The sequence below is a fragment of the Streptomyces sp. Alt3 genome (assembly GCF_030719215.1).
GTDB classification, from domain to species: domain Bacteria; phylum Actinomycetota; class Actinomycetes; order Streptomycetales; family Streptomycetaceae; genus Streptomyces; species Streptomyces glycanivorans.
On sequence record NZ_CP120983.1, the window covers coordinates 2,033,712 to 2,051,665 of the forward strand.

Consider the following 17,954-nt stretch of genomic DNA (forward strand, 5'->3'; position numbering starts at 1 on the left):
CCATGACTGTGCGCGATGTGACACTCCACGAGTACGGGCCTGCGGTCTCGGTCCCGCTGTGCACCGAGGCCGGGCTGGCCCTCGCCGGCTCCGGCATCCTGCAGAGCGCGACCCCTGATCCTGGCAGGCAGGGGCACTGGGTACTGCGGGCGGGCAGCCGGGTGGGCGCCGTACGCACTCCCGGCGGCACGATCGTACGGATCATGCCCAAGACCCCCGTGCGCCGATTGTTCTTCCTCCTGGGTTTCAGCCTCGATCCGGCACGCGCCTGGCGCGACAGCAGGGAGGGAGGCATCGACACCGGCACGTACGACGACATCGTCCCGGCCCTCGCGCACGCCGTGGAACGGCAGATCGACGCGGCGCTGCGCCGGGGTGTCCTCCAGGGCTACCGGGAGGTGGAGGAGTCCGCTCCGGTCGTACGCGGGCGACTGCGCGAGGCCGAGCAGATCCGGCGGCACTTCGGGCGTACGCCGCCCGCGGAGGTCACCTACGACGCGTACACCGGCGACATCGCCGAGAACCGCATCCTGCGCGCGGCCGTCGAGCGGTTGCTGCGGCTGCCGCAAGTCCCTGGCCTGGTCCGACGGCGCCTCGTCCATCAGCGTGTGCGTCTCGCCGATGCCCGGCCCCTGATACGGGGACAGCAACTGCCGCGTTGGCAGCCGTCGCGCCTGAACTCCCGCTACCAGCCCGCCCTACGACTCGCCGAGGCCGTCCTGCGAGGCACCTCCCCGGAACACCGGCCGGCCGGTGCCGAGCCGCTCGTCGTGGACGGCTTCCTGCTCGACATGAACAAACTGTTCGAGGATTTCGTCACGGTCGCTCTGCGAGAGGCCTTCCGGGAGCAGGGTTTGGCCGCCTACCTCCAGGACTCGCACCACCTGGACACCGCAGGTCGTGTGCGCATACGCCCTGACCTCGTCGTACGCACGGGTGACGGCCGCACTCCGCTCGCCGTCGTCGACGCCAAGTACAAGGAGGAGAAGGCCGACGGGCTCCACAACGCCGACCTCTACCAGGCGCTCGCGTATGCCACAGCGCTCGGTCTGCACGAGGCTCACCTCGTATACGCGGCGGGGCGACAAGCGGGACGCTTCCATGAGGTACGGGGCACGGTTGCCGGGCGGGACGGACGAGGAGTACGGCTGTACCAGCACACCCTCGACCTCTGCCAGGAACCGGACCGGATCCTGTCCGCCCTCCGGACCATCGCCGCAAGGCCGGCCGCCACCACACCACTTTCACCATCATGAAGACCGTCGGACAGGAAGGAACCTCATGCCACGGCTCGCGTTCGCCCAGAGTTTCTGGGACGGCTACGACATGCTCGAGAAGCCGGTGCGAGCGGGTGTTCGCAAGGCCATGCGCAAGTTCCAGACCCTGAGTGCTGCCGAACTCAACGCGGACAAGGGCCTGCACCTGGAGTCTGTCGGAAGCGCCCGTGACCCGCGGATGCGCACCATCCGCATCACCGACTTCTGGCGGGGCGTCGTCCTCGCCCCCGACGACGGCAGCGACATGTTCCTGCTGGTCAACGTCCTGCCGCACGACGACGCCTACTCCTGGGCGGCAAAACGCCTGTACAGCGCCAACTCCGCGACCAGGGCTCTGGAGGTGCGGAACGCCGTTGCTCTGGACGAGCTGACCCCCTTGTACGAGACGGCCGCACGCAATGCTCCTCAGTTGCTGTTCGCTGGTGTCTCCGACGGCACTCTGCACGAACTGGGCATCGACGACCAGGTGCTGCGCGCCGCACGTTCGCTCGTGGACAAGGCACAGCTGGACGCCTTCGCGACGCTTCTGCCGGAGGACCAGCTGGAGGTGCTCCAATACCTGGCCGAGGGGTTCGGACCGGATGAGGTCTACCGGGACGTCGTCGCCGTCCGCCGGCCCGCCGACGCGCCCGCCGAGCCGGTCGAGGACCTGGCCACCGTGATCGCCAACACTTCCGCACGCATTCGCCTGGTCACGGGGCCGGACGAGCTGGAGGAGATGCTGGAGAAGCCGTTCGACGCCTGGCGCGTCTTCCTCCATCCCTCCCAGCGCCGCGTGGCCTACCGCACCTCGTACAGAGGCCCCGTCCAGGTCACCGGAGGGCCGGGGACGGGAAAGACTGTCGCCGCCCTGCACCGGGTCAAGCATCTGCTCGGACGCCGCGAGGACGGTCGCGTCCTGCTGACCACCTATACGAACGCGCTCGCGGCCGGATTGCGCCAGATGCTGGGCCTCCTCCTCGACGAGGACGAGGAGCTCCTGGCGCGGGTGGACGTGACGACGGTCGACGCCTACGCGAACGGCATCGTGCGCGCGAAGTCCGGAATCGCGCCCAAGCCGGTCGGGGACCGGGAACAACGTCAGCTGTGGGAGAAGGCCGTCAAGCAGCTTGATCTGCCGTTCACCTCACAGTTCTTGGCGCAGGAGTACCGGCACGTCGTACTCGGCCAGGATCTGCGCGATCTCGACGCCTACCTCGGCGCGAGTCGTCGTGGCCGCGGCACCGGCCTCGGCTCCGCACGCCGGTGTGAGGTGTGGAGCGCCGTGGAGCGGTTCGAACAGTTCTTGCGTGCTCGTGGTGAGACCACACACCTGGGTGTCTGCACCAGGGCGGCGGAACTCCTGTCCGAAGATGCGGCTCCTTACGCCCATGTGGTCGTCGACGAGGCTCAGGATCTGCACCCCGCGCAGTGGCGGGTGCTGCGTGCCGCAGTCTCCTCCGGCCCGGACGACCTGTTCGTCACGGGTGACCCGCATCAGCGGATCTACGATTCCCGGGTCCCGCTCGGCTCTCTGGGTATCGCGACCGTCGGCCGCAGCTTCCGGCTGCGGGTCAACTACCGCTCGACGGAGGAGATCCTTGCCTGGTCGGCGCGGCTCCTCGCACCGGTCACCGTCGAAGCGCTCGAGGGCGAGGGGGTGGACTCGCTGGCCGGATACCGGTCCCTGCTGCACGGGCGCCTGCCCCAGGTACAGGAGTACGCGACGCGACAGGAGGAGACCGAGGCTCTGGTGGACCGGGTCCGCACGTTGGTCGACGATGGCCTCGCGCCGCACGAGATCGGCGTGTGTGCCCGCTTCAACCTCTCTCTGGACACAGCCGAGGAGAAGCTGAAGGCTGCCGGTATACCCGTGCTGCGGGTCCGAGGTCAGGTCGCGCAGGGGACCGAGGGAGTGAGGCTGGCAACCATGCACGCGATGAAAGGGCTGGAGTTCCGGGCCGTGTCGGTTCTCGGTGTCAACGAGGGCGCGGTCCCGTTCGCCCGCGAGATCACCCCACGCGAGGCAGACCCGCTCCAGCACGAATCCGACCTGCTCCGGGAGCGCTGCCTCCTCTTCGTCGCCTGCACACGCGCCCGCGAAGCCCTGAGCGTGACGTGGAACGGAGCTCCAAGCCCCTTCCTGGACCGGACCGCCTGACAAGCACCCTGAGCCGGACCTGCGCGGGCACCAGGGGGGGGCGCCCGCGCCGCCCTTACTCCTCCGGCATCAGTGCGCCCGCGGCAAGACCGTCACGGGCGACCTCGGAGAGTTGCCGGCTGAGATCGCCGACCTTGCGCATGCCTTCCTCGAACGCGGACAGGGCGCGGAATGCCGCCCCGTACCGTCTCTGGTCGGCAATGTCCATGCGAGGGATGCGTGAACCCTTGCCGTCCATGCGGTAGGTCCCACTGGCGCTGGTGGACCGGCGGGCATTGACGGAGCTGAGCAGGAATCCCTGCAGATAGTCCGTGTCCAACTGCTCACTGGCCGAGACCGGTTCCGGACCGTCGTACGTGACAAGTCCGGCGCGGGCGAGATCCGCGACGCTGGTGGTGGCACCGTCCAACGACCCCGGTCGCACACCTGGCTTCAGCCCCGGCAGGAGCGCGGCGAGTCGGCGGACCTCGTCGTCCAGTTCCTTGCGCAAGGCGGCGTACTCGCCGGGAAAGTCGCGATGACGGGTTCGTAGATGGCTTGCGGGGGTCAGATCGACGGTGTCGTCGAGAAGCTCGATGAGCGGCACGTCCACGACTTGGTCCGGGCGTGGTTCCAAGCTTCCTTCCGGACTGTTGTCAGTCAGGTCGATCATCCGCACGGTCCTGATCTCTTCCGCGCTCCCCGTGCTCTCAGGACGCCGCAGACACCACAGATGGACGGACAGTGCGTGGGAGGTCGCCGTCCCCGGGGGCAAGGCGACCAGTTGGCGCAGGATGCCTCGGCGTACCAGTTCCGCCCGGATGCGACGGCCGGCCTTCCGATAGGCGACCGAGGCGGGCATCACCATGAGGACCTGACCGCCTCGGTCGGTGTGGGCGTAAGCATGTTGCAGCCACGCCAACTCCCCTTCAGCCTTCGAGGGAGTTCCCAGTTCCCAGCGGGAGTCGAGCAGCAGCTCGTCCCGTCCCCATTCGGTCACGCCGGCCGGCGGGTCGCAGACGACCAGATCCGCACGGACATCGGGCCATGCATCTCCACGCAGCGAATCACCCGACACGATGCGCACACCTGGTTGACCGAGGACATCGGCGCGAAGCTGTGCGAATCGGGCACTGTCGGCGTCGATCTCCTGGCCGTGGCAGCGCGATACGGCGCCCTGGGTAACGGAGAGGAGCAGCACGCCGATCCCGCATGCGGGGTCGAACACCGTGGCGTCGGGCGGCAGCTCGGGGGCGAAATGACACACGGCGCGTACCACGCGCTCGGAGGTCACCTGGTCCGACCCTGCACGCCGGGCAGAGTCCATGAAACGTTCGGTCAGCCCGTTGACGAGATCGACGGGCCCCTCGCGTTCGAGAAGCGCTTCCACGCGGGTGGCGACACCGTCCGGCAGTCTCGCTGTCCGCGCCCCGGCAAGCATGGCAGCCACCTCGGCCAGTCCGGCGACCATCTGCTCACCGAACGCTGCCCGCATGGCCTGCCACAACTCGACCTCGGGTGAGACTTCCTGCCCTTTGCGCTGCCTGTCCAGCCATGCCTGGACCTCTGCAAGCGCGTACAGCGGACTGTTCGCGGCACCACCCGCCTGAGCGGGGAAGTCGTCGTATCGCCGTCGCCAATTGGAGACGGCGGCCCGAGTGACACCGGCCAACCGAGCAATCTCGGAGCCAGTGACCAGGGGGCCAACGGGCGAGGCGTCGTCGGTCTTCATACCCGCAGCGTACACGCGAACCTACATCTCCCCCAGGAGTGAGTGCGTTGACAGCATAAACACCCCATTACGCCCCGTAGTCGAGCCGCCGAGCACCCCGGTCCACCCAGGAAATATACCCCCGGGGGTAAAGTGTTACGGTGACGACATACCCCCGGGGGTAATTTCAGGAAAGGAGCCACCCGTGTTCTTCGTCGACACCATCGAGCTCGAAGGCCTGGGCAACCGCAGTTACCTCGCCGGCGGCGAGCGGTCGGCGGTGGTCGTGGATCCGCCCCGCGACGTCGACCAGGTCCTGGCCGTCGCGGCCCGGCGGGGAGTGCGGATATCCCACGTGGTGGAGACGCACATCCACAACGACTACGTCACCGGCGGCCCGGAGCTCGCACGCGTGACCGGCGCCGTCTACCTCATCCCGGCCGGTGCGCACGTCTCGTTCGCCCGGACCCCCGTCGCCGACGGCGACACCGTCGACGTCGACACCGGTCTCACGCTGGCGGCCGTGGCGACGCCCGGTCACACCCCGCACCACACGGCATATGTGCTCGCCGAGGCCGGGCGGCCGGTCGCGGCGTTCACCGGGGGCTCGCTGCTCATCGGCACGGTCGGCCGGCCCGACCTCGTCGAGCCGCGCCTCACCGAGCAGCTGGCACGCGCCCAGCACGCCTCTGCGCGCCGCCTCGCCGACGCCCTGCCCGACGACACGGCGGTCCTGCCCACGCACGGCTTCGGCAGCTTCTGCTCATCGGCGCAGGCGGACGGCGACTCCACGACGATCGGGAAGGAGAAGGCCGGTAACGCGGCGCTCACCGTGGACGTGGACACCTTCGTCGCCGACCTGGTGGCCGGGCTGGAGGACGTGCCCGCGTACTACGCGCACATGGGCCCCGCCAACGCCGCCGGGCCCGCCCCCGTCGATCTGACCCCGCCCTCGCTCGCGGATCCGGACGAGATCGCCGCGCGGCTCGCGGCCGGCGAGTGGGTGGTGGACCTGCGCAACCGGGTCGCGTTCGCGCGGGGGCACGTGACGGGCTCGTTCAACTTCGAGGCCGACGGCAAGCTCGCCACTTATCTGGCCTGGCTGATCCCCTGGGGCAAGCCGGTCACCCTCCTCGCGGAGTCGGCGGAGCAACTGGCCTCCGCCCAGCGGGAACTGGTGCGGGTCGGCATCGACCGCCCGGCCGCCGCCGCGACCGGCGGCCCCGCCTCGTGGCTCCGCGACGGCGAGAGCGCGGCCTCCTTCCCCTGCGCCACGTTCGCGGAACTGGCGGCGCGGGAGAGGGGGCGGGACGGGATCGTCGTGCTCGACGTGCGGCGCGCGTCCGAGCGTGCGGGCGGCTGGATCGAGGGATCGGTGCACATCCCGGTCCACCAGTTGCACGGCCGCGTCGGAGAGGTACCCGACGGCACGGTCTGGGTGCACTGCGCGGGCGGCATGCGCGCGGGGATCGCCGCATCGCTGCTGGACGCCTACGGACGACGGGTCGTCGCCGTGGACGACGGCTTCGCCGCCGCGACCGAGGCCGGGCTGAGCGTCGTCACCGGCTGAACCGGCACGGGCCCGTCCGCCCTGCCGACCGCACACGAACAAGAACCAGGAAAGGCGGAGCCGACGATGTTCCTCTTCCGAAGGCGCGAACAGCGCCTGACCGTGGGCGAGGCACGCGCCCGCACCGGCGGCGACCGGCCGGAAGCCGTCCTGCTGGACGTGCGCGAGAAGCCCGAGTGGAGGGCCGGGCACGCCCCGGGCGCCGCACACGCCCCGCTGACCGGACTGGCGGCGGGCGCAGCCCTGCCAGAGGAGGCGCAGGGCCGTCCGCTCGCCGTGATCTGCCGCAGCGGGCACCGCTCACGGCAGGCGGCGAGGATTCTCGCCGCTCGGGGCGCACAGGTGAAAGACGTGGAGGGCGGCATGAACGCGTGGGCCGCCGCCGGATTCCCGGTCGTCGACGAGCGCGGGAACAGCGGATCCATAGCGTGAGCCCCCTGATCCTCGCACTGGTGGCCGGGGCCGTCATCGGTCTGGCCCTCGGTGCCCTCGGCGGTGGCGGCAGCGTCCTCACGGTTCCCGCGCTGATCTACCTGCTCGGGTTCTCACCGGTGTCGGCGACCACCGCCGGCCTGATCATCGTCACCGCCACCTCCGCCACCGCGCTCTACGCCCACGCGCGGGACGGCGGCGTGGCCTGGCGGACCGGCGCGCTGTTCGCCGCGGCCGGTATCGTTCCGGCGTTCCTCGCCGGAGCCGCCGCCGGTCACCTCCCCTCGGCGGCGCTCACCACGGCGTTCGCGGTCGTCGCCGCGCTGGCCGCCGTACGGATGCTGCGGCCCTCCGGCGCCGCGCCGCCGGACCGCATCCAGCCCGCCCGTGCAGCGGGAACGGGCGCCGGGCTCGGAGCCGTGACGGGCTTCCTCGGCGTCGGTGGCGGATTCCTCGCCGTGCCCGCACTGGTGGGCGTCCTGGGTCTGCGCATGAAACAGGCCGTGGGCACCAGCCTGCTGGTCATCACCGTCAACTCCCTGGCCGCGTCGACCGCGAGAGCGGGAACCGGCGGCGACCTGCGATGGGAAGTGATCGCCCCGTTCACCGGAGCGGCGATCCTCGGCGCCTGGGACGGAAAGCGGCTCGCGTCGAAGATCACGGGCCCCACCCTTCAGAGGGTGTTCGCGTTCGTACTGCTGGGGGTCGCGGCCTTCATGCTCGTCGACGCGATCGCCTGAGGCCGCAGCCCGCCGCGCGCCCCGGACCGGGCAGGGTCAGCCGGGCGGGCCGGTCCGATCCTGACCTGACCGGTCCGGCAGCCGGCCGGTCCGGGCCGCCGCCGGTCAGGCCAGGGAGAGGAAGAGCTTCTCCAGCCGGCCGCGCATCTCGTCACGGTCCTCACCGGAACGCATCCCGTTCTCCGTCTCGGTCAGGCACTGCTGGAGCCCGGTGGCGATGATCGCGAACCCGGCCCGGTCCAGCGCGCGCGACGCGGCTGCGAGCTGGGTGACGACCTCTTCGCAGTCGCGACCCTCCTCGATCATCCGGATCACCCCGGCGATCTGCCCCTGAGCCCGGCGCAGCCGGTTCAGGACCGCCTTCAGCTCCGCACCCGCCAGATCAAGCTCCATCATCACTCCTCATGAGATACCCCCAGGGGTAATGTACTCCCCTCGATGGGGGCGCCGTCGAAGGAATGCGGCCCAGGGCCGCCGCTCCCAGTATCGGCCTCCGTCACACCGGCCCCGTGCGGAGGTTGGAGGCGCACTCCATCACCACCGCGCCGGGAGTTCCCGGCGCGTGAGACCGGCCCGGAACAGGGGTGCGCGCCGCGAGGGCGAGTTCAAGCCACCCGCACGACCGACTCCGGTCGCACGGGCCGCTCCAGCGGCTGCGTCACAGCCCGCTTCACCAGCGACAAGCAACCGGCAGCGGGGCTCTGTACCAGCGCTTGTCCCACGTCGGGACGCACCGTTCACAGAGCCGAAACACTGCGGGATCAGGCGTGTTTCAGCCAACCACTTCGCCGCCTCATGACATGCACAGGGCACAAGTGCCAAAGTTCCATCGCACGCCGCACCCCCCTTTTCGGCGCCCCGCCGGTTACCCCGATCCGTCGGGTCGCCCCCCACAAGAAGGAGCTCCTGTGACCCACTTCTACGCGCGTCACAAGCGGACCACTCTGGCGATCGCCACCGCTGTCGCCGCCGGATCCCTGCTCGCCACCGGCATGACCACCGGTGCCGCCGCCCGGCCCGCTGCGCTCTCCGCCGACGCGCCCGCCCCGCTCGCCGGCTCGCCCCTCCAGCTCTCCGCCTCCGCCCGCACCGCCCTCATCCAGCAGGCCGACGCCGGCACGGCGGAGACGGCACAGGAGATAGGTCTCGGCGCACAGGAGAAGCTGCTCGTCAGAGACGTCGTCAAGGACGTCGACGGCACGGTTCACACGCGGTACGAACGCACGTACAACGGCCTCCCGGTCCTCGGCGGCGACCTGGTCGTGCACGAGACCGAGGCGGGGAAGGCCGAGGGCGTCACCAAGGCCACGAAGGCAGCCATCAAGGTCTCCTCCCTCAAGCCGACGATCACCGCCGCCAAGGCCGAGAAGCAGGCGGTCAGCGCAGCCGAGGCCGCGGGCTCGGAGAAGACCGCGGCCGACCAGGCGCCCCGCAAGGTCGTCTGGGCCGCCACCGGGAAGCCGACCCTCGCCTACGAGACCGTCGTCGGCGGCCTCCAGGACGACGGCACCCCGAACGAGCTGCACGTCATCACCGATGCCGCCACCGGCGCGAAGCTCTACGAGTACCAGGGCATCGAGACCGGTACCGGCAAGAGCCTCTACTCGGGCACGGTCACCCTCGACACCACCCTGTCGGGCTCGACGTACAACCTGACGGACGGCACGCGCGGCGGTCACAAGACCTACAACAAGGCGCACGCCAGCACCTCCTCCGCGGGCACCCTGTTCACCGACGCCGACGACGTCTGGGGCACCGGCGCCGCCTCCAGCTCCACCACCGACCAGACCGCGGCCGTCGACGCCGCCTACGGCGCCCAGAAGACCTGGGACTTCTACAAGAGCACCTTCAACCGCAGCGGCATCAAGAACAACGGCGTGGCGGCGTACTCCCGGGTCCACTACGGCAACGCCTACGTGAACGCCTTCTGGGACGACAGCTGCTTCTGCATGACCTACGGCGACGGCTCGGGCAACACGCACCCGCTGACCTCGCTGGACGTGGCGGGCCACGAGATGAGCCACGGCGTCACCTCCAACACCGCGGGCCTCAACTACTCGGGTGAGTCCGGCGGCCTGAACGAGGCGACGTCCGACATCTTCGGCACGGGCGTCGAGTTCTACGCGGCGAACTCCTCCGACGTGGGCGACTACCTCATCGGCGAGGAGATCAACATCAACGGCGACGGCACACCGCTGCGCTACATGGACAAGCCGAGCAAGGACGGCGGTTCGAAGGACTACTGGTCCTCGACCCTCGGCAACCTCGACGTGCACTACTCGTCGGGTGTCGCGAACCACTTCTTCTTCCTCCTCGCGGAGGGCAGTGGCTCCAGGACCATCAACGGGGTCAGCTACAACTCACCGACCTACAGCGGCTCCACGGTCACCGGGATCGGCCGGGCCAAGGCACTGCAGATCTGGTACAAGGCGCTGACGACGTACATGACGTCGACGACCAAGTACTCGGGCGCCCGCACGGCCACGCTCTCGGCGGCGTCGTCCCTCTACGGCTCCACCAGCACCGAGTACAAGGCCGTCGCCGCCGCCTGGACCGCGGTCAACGTCAGCTGACACGGAGCGGGGCGACCTCCCTCCCCGACGCCCGCGGCTGAAGTCGCCGCACGGCGTGTTGCTTGATCGGTTCGACACGTCCGGCGTTCCCGCCGACGTCATGGCGCCTGGCCGGGGCCTGTTCCACCCCGGACCAGGCGCCTCGGTCATGCGCAGCCGTCGGCGGGCAGGGCGCTCACCTCCTGGGGCCCGGTGCCGGCCGGGGTGCGCATGGCGGGCGTACGGACCGCTCAGGGCGTGCGCATCAGGTTGCGGAGACTCGCGACGAGAGCCGGGACGTCGCGTTCGGCCTCGTCCGGAGTCGCACCTTCGGGCGATTCCGGCTTCCGGTGCGCCGTGCGGCAGGGCTTGCAAAGGCCGTCCGGGAGGGCGGCGGCCGGGCCGGGGCGACCGCATTCGGTGCACTCGACCAGGAGGTCGCGCACGAGGGTGCCGGGCGGGACGCCCTGGGTCGGTGCGGGTGCTGTGGGCAGGTGGGGCGGCATCTTGTCGGTAAGGCGGCGGCGTACCAGACCGACGGGTGATCCGATGCGCTCGGGGAGCCCGGCGGTGAGCGCCGAGGTCAGGTAGTCGGCGCTGACACCGTTGGCGAACCAGGCGGCGGCAAGTGGTTCGAGCGCGGCGCAGTCGGCGGCAGAAAGCGCCAGGCGCGGCTCGCAGCGGCCGAGTTCGGCGAGGACGAGATAGGCGGGGGACGGGGCCGCGACTGCCGTGGGGGCGCCCGCGCGCGGCTCGTCCTGCGGCGGGTTCGGGGAGGTCCGCAGGCGGATATCCGCCTGCGCGCTGCGCTGTCGGGGGACGATCGGCTCGGCGGCAGGTACGGGCGCCTGCTCCGGGCCGGTGGATGCGTCGCCTGCCAGCCGGGCCGCCCACCACTCGTTGTCGTGGGCGGCGCGCGACCAGTAGGTGAGCGTCACCCATCGGCACTGACCGGCCCCTTCGACCCGGCAGCGCACGCGACGCAGATGTCCGGCCACGGCGAGGGCGCGCAGTGCGGTGCCGATCGCCATCTGGCCGTACAGGGGCAGGTCTTTGGCCAGCGACTTGATGTCCATGGCGGCGCCGTCGGGGAGGTGGTCGACATACCCGGCGACGTACCTTTCGCGCTCCGGCAGGTGGGCGAAGTCGGCCCTGTGGGGTTGGTGTCGGCCGGGGACGGACTGCTTGCCGTAGCCGGTACCGGCCTTGCGGTAGGGGCGCGAGGCTGCGGGGGCGGGCGGGGCGGAGCTAAGGTGCTGGATAGCCACGAGATCGGTCTTTCTTGGGTAGCGATCTTGGGTCAGACCCCGGCCGGTGCGCCAAACACCGTGTCGGGGTCGTCTCGTTGTGGGCACCGTAAGCAGCCGCGACTCTCCGCCGCAACTCGATGACAATTAGTCATACTTGCTGGCCGTGACGGGGTGGGGAGGGAGGGGAGGTTTCCCCAAAAGCCCTTACCTACCTCCCGGATGAACAACACGGCTCGAATCCCGGAGCACGAAACTCGGCCCTCGGAACCCGAAGCTCAAGCGTCGGCCCGGGGCGCCTCATCTGGCCCCCGAACGAGTGAGGGAGGGCAACGCGACGCTCGAACCCCGAGATCCGAGACCCGAGCGCCGGAGGGAAACCGCACGACCACAGCGGGGTCGCAGTGAACTCGACGACTCCTGATCGATCGCCCTCCCCCACGACCCGAGCTGCTGTCTACCGGCGCTTCAGGACACGCCAGTCGCGGCCCGGCTTCGGGATCTTCGCATCGCCGGCCTCCTGACGGTCCTCGTCCTGGATGACTTCACCCGTGATGACCTGGCCCCCGACCGGCTCGGCGAGTTCCAGGCCGGACAGATGCGCCTTGAGCCTTTTCGACATGGGGCGGAAGGTCGCAAAGGTGAGCCCGCCGGACACCGCGGCCCCGACGAGGGGAATCGCCTTCGAGACGGACTTGGCGAAGGTCTGCTTCGTCATCTCCACACCGAGATACTGGGCGACCTTCTTCACGACGGGGTAGACGACACCCTTGGTCAGCGCCTGCTGGGGCAGCTTCTTGGCGACCTGCTCGGAGATCATCCCCGCCACCTTCCCTACGGCGGCGTTCGCGGACTGGGTCCCGAACATCACTCCGAAGAAGAGCGTGAGCACGCCCTTGGTGGCGTCATCGAGATCGTCGTTGTCGGTGGAGAACAGATCGGGCCAGCTGTAGAGGTAGGCGAGCTTCTGCGAGATGCGCAGCATGTGGCCGATGTACTGGGCCAGATCGGCCGGCACCGTGGCGGGCAGGGCGAGGACTCCAGGAAGACCGGCAGCCGCGGAGAGCGCGCTCACCTTGGCGGTTTCGTAGCGAATGGAGGCATCGGCCACCTTGTCCAGAACATCAAGAGGGATACCCGCCGCCGCGGGGGTCTCTTCCATCGCCCGGCGCAGTTGATCCTCCGAGCAGTGACGGGCCAGCGCCGCCCGGAGGTACGCCTCCCGGTCGACCCGCACACCCGGAAGTCTTGCCGCGCCCGCCAGAACAGCGGAGAAGCGGGACTCCGCGTTCTCGCTCATTTCGCCCGTGACCATGCCAGGAAAGTACAGCAGCAGGGTGACCCGTATCCCTCGAATCGGTCATTGTGATCGCGGATCGACGCTGCGAGCGAAGGGCTCCCCGTGTCCCCCAGAAGCACGCCCTGCGATAATTCACGGCTGTGACCAGCGAGAACAACACGAGAACGGGAGCCGCTACCGGCCCCACCATGCCGGAGAGACGCCCGGTCCGGTCCTGGCAGGACGCCGAGCACAACGCGGCGGCATGGATGCGGTACTGGGGCTACACCGACGCACGGGCCGACCCCGGGGGGCCCGACGGCGGCATAGACGTGCGGTCGGCACGTGCGCTGGGGCAGGTGAAGTACGTGGCGGCGGCTGTGGGCCGCCCGGAGTTGCAGCTCCTCTTCGGAGCCCGGGGCCGTCTGCTGGACCGCCAGTTGCTCTTCTTCACGGGCAGCAGCTATGCCGCACCCGCCCTCCGGTACGCCCTTGAGAACGACATCGCTCTGTTCGTGTACGGCCTCGACGGGTCCATGGAAGCGCGTAACGCCCCGGCCCGGCGCATCACGGACCGAGCCCGAGCCGCGGAGACCGCGCGAGCGGCCGAGGCGCGCAGGCTCACCGCAGCCGGCTCCCACAGCGCTGCCGACACCGGCCCCGCTCCCGGACAGCCCACCGCGGCCTCCCCGGGCCGCGGCTCCCGGAGCCCCGACGGCCCGCACCCGAATCCGCCGCCCGCCGCCCGGAAGGAGCGGCGTCCCGGAACCGAGCGGATGCTCCTCGGCCTCTTCATGGCCTTCGTCGCACTGATCCTGCCCGCCGGGGATTCCTACACCCCGCAGCCCGGCCGGCTCGTGGCGACGGTCCTCCTGCTCGTCGTCCCGTGCTGGCTGCTGGTCTGGGGCGCCGTCACGAAGTCGCGGCGCCGCTTCTGGCCGGTCGGGCTGAGCCTCTTCCTGCTGCACCTCTCCCTGGCGTGGGCGACAAACGCGCAGCTCTGGCAGGGCGACACCTCCGACCTGCTCCTCCCGGGAGCCCCGCTCGCACTGTGCCTGCTGACGTCCACGCTGCTGATCCGGTGGCACGCTCGCACGGGTGACGAGAAGCGGTAGGCACGCCCGCCACGCCCGCGATCGCGGTGTCACTCCGGATCGTTCCGGATGCCCCTCCCCACGCTGCGCCCCATACCGTCTCCTCGGCGCCCGCAAGACCGACGCGTCCGGAGTCCGGGGAGCAGCGATGCCGACGACTGTCACCACCGACCGCCCCACCTCAACCGCCGCCGTGCTCAGGCCTCAGGAGCGCGAGGTGCTCTCCGCGGTCGGCTGCGGCCTGCGGGACGGCGAGATCGCAGCCGCCCTCGCCATCCCCGAGGATGCCGTGGCCGAGCATCTCGCGCGGATCCTGCTGAAGCTCGGGCTGCGCGACCGCACCGCTGCCGTCGTCCACGCGTTCGACTGCGGTCTGGTCGTCCCCGGACGGGGCCCGCGCACCCGGCCCGTGAAGCCGGTACGCGGGGCCGTCGTCGTGCGACCGAAGGAGGCGAGGATACAGATCTCCCTGCTCGGACCGCTGCGGGCGTGGCAGGACGGGCGGCCCCTGGACCTGGGACATCTCCGGCAGCAGGCAGTGCTGGCCGCCCTGGCCCTGGGCGCGGGGCGGCCCCTCAGCAGGCAGGAACTCCTCGACGACGTGTGGGGGACGGAGACGCCGGCCGCGAACGTGGTGCCGGTGTACATCTACCGGTTGCGCAAGGCGCTGCGCGCCGGGGGCGGCACGGACCCGGTCATCGAGCGCGGACCCCGTGGTTACCGGCTCGCCCCCGGCGCGGTCGAGGTGGACGTGGCGCGCATGGAGAGGCTGGTCTCCGACATCGGCAAGGCCGATCGGGCGGGCGAACCGCACGAGACGGTCCGCCTCTGTGCCCGGGCGCTGGAACTGTTCCGCGAGGAACCGCTGGCCGGTCTGCCGGGGCCCCTCGCCGAACTCGAGCGTCTGCGGCTCACCAAGCGCAGGATCGCCATCGCGCAGCGGAAGACGCAAGGGCTGCTGCGCCTCGGCCGGGACGCGGAGGCGATCGCCGAGTTGTTCTCGCTGTCGGCGGCACACCCCCTCGACGAGCCGCTGGCCGCGATGCTGATGCGCGCGCTCCACCGGAACGGACGCCAGGCCGACGCCCTGACGGTGTTCGAGCGCACCCGCCGCTTCCTCGCCGACGGTCTGGGGGTCTCTCCGAGCCGGATGCTGCGGGAGACGCACCGGATGATCCTGCGCGGTGACGAAGCCGGCCCCGGGGTCCTCCCCCTGGCCGGGTCCGTCACGGGCACCTGATCACCAGGAGGCGGGATACCAGGCGCCGTTGTACCAGGTCTCGTTGGCGCTGTCGTTGTGGTGGTCCATGTTGAAGTCGTTGGGGTAGTTGTTGACGTGGTTGGCCGGGTACGTCCAGATGCCGGCGGACTCGTCGCAGACGTAGTCCCAGTGGCAGATCGTCTTGACCGGCACGTTGCCGTAGAACGTGTCGGCTCCGGCGAGCGGAGCGCCGATGATCCCGCCGAACGGCACCGATCCCCCGCTGGCGCCGGGGCCGCCCTGGCGCTTGGGGTCCGCGATCAGCACGGCGTTGACGTTGCCGAAGGTCTGCCAGTTCTCCGTGACCCAGGTGTGCACCACCGCGGCGCCCAGGGAGTACCCGCCCATCTTGACGTGCTGGCCCGGGCACACGGCACGCTGGTCGCGCACCAGCCGGTTCAGCTCGTTGACGCCCGCCCGGGCGCTGGCGCCGTTGGGGATCTGGGTGGGGTACCCGACGTGCTGCTGGATGTTGCCGCTGAAGCCGTCGTTGTTCCACGAGCTTCCCGTGCCGCCGACGACGATCGTGTACGTGCCCCCGCACGGAGCCGCCGTCCCGGCCGCCTGCGCCGTGGACGCCTGCGTCACCGAAAGGCCTGCCGCCAGCAGAAGTCCGGCCGCTGAGGCCGTCGTCCTCTTCACTCGCATTCGCTTCTCCCCTGTGTGGTGCCTACACCTCACGACCTTGGCAGGGGCCGATGACATGGCGATGAAACGCGTGGCAGGCCCGATTCCATCGGCATTTCATCGGTGCTTCCTACTGTCGGCCGCCGACGACCGGACTTCACGACGGAAGGCACACCATGGCGAGACGCGGCTTGTCCCGCACAGTCACCGGACTGGCTCTGCTGGCCGGTGTCTGGGCATTGATCCTCGGAATGACCGCATCGGTCTCGGTCGCCCGCACCGGCCCCGTTCCGGGGCGGGACGACGACCGGTCCGGTGTCTCCCACTACTTCGCCGGCCCTGAGGGCCTGGCCATTCCGACCGAGCCCTGCGATCCGGCCGGGCCGTCGGCCACCGACGGCGTCATGGCCGGCCAGTTGAACCCGCAGCTCGGCGCGAAGATGGCCGGCTATCTGGACGCGTACAAGATGTCCTGCGCGCGGATGGTCACCCAGGCGGTGAAGGACCGGGGGCTGAACCCGAGGGCAGCGGCGATCGCCATCGCCACGATCATCGTGGAAACCAGCATGAACAACTACTCGCAGGCCGTCGACCACACCAGTATCGGGCTGTTCCAGCAGCAGGACTGGTGGGGCACCCGGGAGGAGCGTCTGAACCCGGCCTACGCCACGAACGCCTTCCTCGACGCGATGGAACGGGTGTACCCGGGCGGCTCGTGGAACGACGCGCCGATCGGTGACGTGTGCTGGCGTGTGCAGCAGCCGAGGGAGGACCTGCGCTACCTGTACGGGATCGAGGCAGGCGACGCCACGCTGATCGCCAACGCCCTGTGGGCGGGTACGAGCACCGGCCCCGAGCACCCGTACGGTTCCGGCCGGGTCGTGTCCGGGCGGTCCGCGGACGGACGCCTCGAAGCGTTCGCCGCCGGAGCCGACGGCGTCCATCACGCGTGGCAGACCACCGTGAACGGCGACTGGTCGACGTGGCGCTTCGTCGGCGGCCCGCGCAACGCCCAGCTGGCCGTGGCACCCAATGCGGACGGACGGCTGGAGCTGTTCGCGTTGTCGGACAGCACGTTCGACCACATGTGGCAGACCGGGCCCAGCTCCGGGTGGTCCGCCTGGGAGAACTTCGGCACCGGGGGGCACCGACTGGCGGCGGGCAACAACGCCGACGGACGGATCGAGGTGTTCGCGTCCAACACCGAGGGGGTGTTCCACCGTTGGCAGACCGCGCCCAGCGGCGGCTGGTCCGGCTGGGAAGGCACGCACGGCGGCCCGGTGAACGCGCGTCTCGCCATGGAGACCGCACCTGACGGGCGGCTTGAGGTCTTCGCGCTGTCGGACTCGACGTTCGAGCACCTGTACCAGAGCGGTGTCAACGGTGGATGGTCCGCCTGGGAGAACTTCGGCACCGGAGGACGCGCCGTCACGGCGAGCCACAACCAGGACGGCCGGCTGGAGGTGTTCGCCTCCAACGCCGACGGTGTCTTCCACCGCTGGCAGACCAGCCCCTCCACGTGGTCGGCGTGGATCGGCACCGGTGGGATCCCCGACGCCGAGCTGACCACGTCACGGACGGTCGACGGGCGGGTCGAGGTGTTCGCGATCAACGCCACGACGGCGAGCCACGCCTGGCAGACCGCTCCCGACGCGGCGTTCTCGCAGTGGGAGACCTTCGGTGGCGGTGGCACGTCGATCGGCGCGGCCAACAACGCCGACGGCCGCATCGAAGTGTTCGGTACCAGCCACGCCGGCGTCTACCACCGGTGGCAGACCGGCTTCGCCACCTGGTCCGAGTGGGCCTGGCTGAACGATTCCGGGCCCGCGATCAACTGAGGAACGGTCCGGGTGGGGTGAGTTCGGCACACCGGTCCGCCGTCGTCCCGCGGACCGGTCCGGTGGCCGGCGGGTCGACGGCGAGCGCCCGCCGGCCGACGTGCGCCCGTCTGTCACTCCGTAACCTTCCGGGGTCTTCGGGGGCCGCGCTGTTGCTAGCTTCCGTACCGCCCGTCCGTACGACCCCGACCGTGCGACCGCGACCGT

Annotated in this window: 14 protein-coding genes; 9 read left to right on the forward strand and 5 right to left on the reverse strand. The window is 70.3% G+C overall.

Annotated elements, in window-relative coordinates; translation table 11 throughout:
* Nucleotides 1-2: 2 nt before the first annotated feature.
* Nucleotides 3-1,256, forward strand: a complete 1,254-nt coding sequence (locus P8A20_RS08535) for an McrC family protein (RefSeq protein WP_306103263.1) — start codon at nt 3-5, stop codon at nt 1,254-1,256.
* A gap of 25 nt (nt 1,257-1,281) precedes the next feature.
* Entirely contained in the window at nt 1,282-3,417 is a 2,136-nt protein-coding gene (locus tag P8A20_RS08540) for a UvrD-helicase domain-containing protein (protein WP_306103264.1), read from the forward strand.
* 55 nt (nt 3,418-3,472) lie between these two features.
* Here the strand turns inward: P8A20_RS08540 and P8A20_RS08545 are convergent, their stop codons facing one another.
* A complete protein-coding gene (locus P8A20_RS08545) occupies nt 3,473-5,128 on the reverse strand; it encodes an HsdM family class I SAM-dependent methyltransferase (protein WP_187282435.1) in 1,656 nt (551 codons plus the stop codon).
* 184 nt (nt 5,129-5,312) lie between these two features.
* Here P8A20_RS08545 and P8A20_RS08550 point away from each other — a divergent pair, with 184 nt between their 5' ends.
* The 3 genes from P8A20_RS08550 (at nt 5,313) to P8A20_RS08560 (ending at nt 7,849) form a co-directional block, all read left to right on the forward strand.
* Complete coding sequence (locus P8A20_RS08550; protein WP_306103265.1) at nt 5,313-6,677, forward strand: MBL fold metallo-hydrolase; 1,365 nt, start codon at nt 5,313-5,315, stop codon at nt 6,675-6,677.
* A gap of 66 nt (nt 6,678-6,743) precedes the next feature.
* Nucleotides 6,744-7,109, forward strand: a complete 366-nt coding sequence (locus P8A20_RS08555; RefSeq protein WP_147964045.1) for a rhodanese-like domain-containing protein — start codon at nt 6,744-6,746, stop codon at nt 7,107-7,109.
* Nucleotides 7,106-7,849 (forward strand): sulfite exporter TauE/SafE family protein, encoded by a 744-nt coding sequence (locus P8A20_RS08560; protein WP_306103266.1) that lies wholly within the window; start codon nt 7,106-7,108, stop codon nt 7,847-7,849. Before P8A20_RS08555 ends, P8A20_RS08560 begins: the two co-directional genes overlap by 4 nt.
* A 105-nt stretch (nt 7,850-7,954) precedes the next feature.
* Here P8A20_RS08560 and P8A20_RS08565 read toward each other — a convergent pair whose 3' ends face one another.
* Nucleotides 7,955-8,242 (reverse strand): metal-sensitive transcriptional regulator, encoded by a 288-nt coding sequence (locus P8A20_RS08565; protein ID WP_014153568.1) that lies wholly within the window; start codon nt 8,240-8,242, stop codon nt 7,955-7,957.
* 515 nt (nt 8,243-8,757) lie between these two features.
* On the opposite strand from P8A20_RS08565, the gene P8A20_RS08570 reads away from it, so the two are divergent.
* On the forward strand, nt 8,758-10,422 hold the full coding sequence (locus P8A20_RS08570; RefSeq protein ID WP_147964047.1) for a M4 family metallopeptidase: 1,665 nt from the start codon (nt 8,758-8,760) through the stop codon (nt 10,420-10,422).
* A 230-nt stretch (nt 10,423-10,652) separates the two neighbouring features.
* Here P8A20_RS08570 and P8A20_RS08575 read toward each other — a convergent pair whose 3' ends face one another.
* Nucleotides 10,653-11,669: a MarR family transcriptional regulator gene (locus P8A20_RS08575; protein ID WP_306103267.1), complete on the reverse strand. Its 1,017-nt coding sequence runs from the start codon at nt 11,667-11,669 to the stop codon at nt 10,653-10,655.
* A 436-nt stretch (nt 11,670-12,105) separates the two neighbouring features.
* Nucleotides 12,106-12,963: a hypothetical protein gene (locus P8A20_RS08580; protein ID WP_306103268.1), complete on the reverse strand. Its 858-nt coding sequence runs from the start codon at nt 12,961-12,963 to the stop codon at nt 12,106-12,108.
* A gap of 173 nt (nt 12,964-13,136) precedes the next feature.
* Here P8A20_RS08580 and P8A20_RS08585 point away from each other — a divergent pair, with 173 nt between their 5' ends.
* Together P8A20_RS08585 and P8A20_RS08590 are read left to right on the forward strand one after the other, a co-directional pair.
* On the forward strand, nt 13,137-14,042 hold the full coding sequence (locus P8A20_RS08585; protein WP_261988537.1) for a restriction endonuclease: 906 nt from the start codon (nt 13,137-13,139) through the stop codon (nt 14,040-14,042).
* A gap of 127 nt (nt 14,043-14,169) precedes the next feature.
* On the forward strand, nt 14,170-15,261 hold the full coding sequence (locus P8A20_RS08590; protein ID WP_147958169.1) for an AfsR/SARP family transcriptional regulator: 1,092 nt from the start codon (nt 14,170-14,172) through the stop codon (nt 15,259-15,261).
* On the opposite strand, the gene P8A20_RS08595 is transcribed toward P8A20_RS08590, so the two are convergent.
* Nucleotides 15,262-15,930 (reverse strand): cutinase family protein, encoded by a 669-nt coding sequence (locus P8A20_RS08595; RefSeq protein ID WP_306103269.1) that lies wholly within the window; start codon nt 15,928-15,930, stop codon nt 15,262-15,264.
* 155 nt (nt 15,931-16,085) lie between these two features.
* Between P8A20_RS08595 and P8A20_RS08600 the strand changes: the two genes are divergently transcribed.
* Nucleotides 16,086-17,747 (forward strand): PLL family lectin, encoded by a 1,662-nt coding sequence (locus tag P8A20_RS08600; protein WP_306103270.1) that lies wholly within the window; start codon nt 16,086-16,088, stop codon nt 17,745-17,747.
* Nucleotides 17,748-17,954: the final 207 nt, after the last annotated feature.

Coding starts and splice junctions, on each gene's coding strand:
- P8A20_RS08595 (WP_306103269.1), bottom strand. CDS start 15,930: ATGCGAGTGAAGAGGACGACGGCCTCAGCGGCCGGACTTCTGCTGGCG.
- P8A20_RS08535 (WP_306103263.1), top strand. CDS start 3: ATGACTGTGCGCGATGTGACACTCCACGAGTACGGGCCTGCGGTCTCG.
- P8A20_RS08580 (WP_306103268.1), bottom strand. CDS start 12,963: ATGGTCACGGGCGAAATGAGCGAGAACGCGGAGTCCCGCTTCTCCGCT.
- P8A20_RS08545 (WP_187282435.1), bottom strand. CDS start 5,128: ATGAAGACCGACGACGCCTCGCCCGTTGGCCCCCTGGTCACTGGCTCC.
- P8A20_RS08540 (WP_306103264.1), top strand. CDS start 1,282: ATGCCACGGCTCGCGTTCGCCCAGAGTTTCTGGGACGGCTACGACATG.
- P8A20_RS08590 (WP_147958169.1), top strand. CDS start 14,170: ATGCCGACGACTGTCACCACCGACCGCCCCACCTCAACCGCCGCCGTG.
- P8A20_RS08600 (WP_306103270.1), top strand. CDS start 16,086: ATGGCGAGACGCGGCTTGTCCCGCACAGTCACCGGACTGGCTCTGCTG.
- P8A20_RS08555 (WP_147964045.1), top strand. CDS start 6,744: ATGTTCCTCTTCCGAAGGCGCGAACAGCGCCTGACCGTGGGCGAGGCA.
- P8A20_RS08565 (WP_014153568.1), bottom strand. CDS start 8,242: ATGGAGCTTGATCTGGCGGGTGCGGAGCTGAAGGCGGTCCTGAACCGG.
- P8A20_RS08585 (WP_261988537.1), top strand. CDS start 13,137: ATGCCGGAGAGACGCCCGGTCCGGTCCTGGCAGGACGCCGAGCACAAC.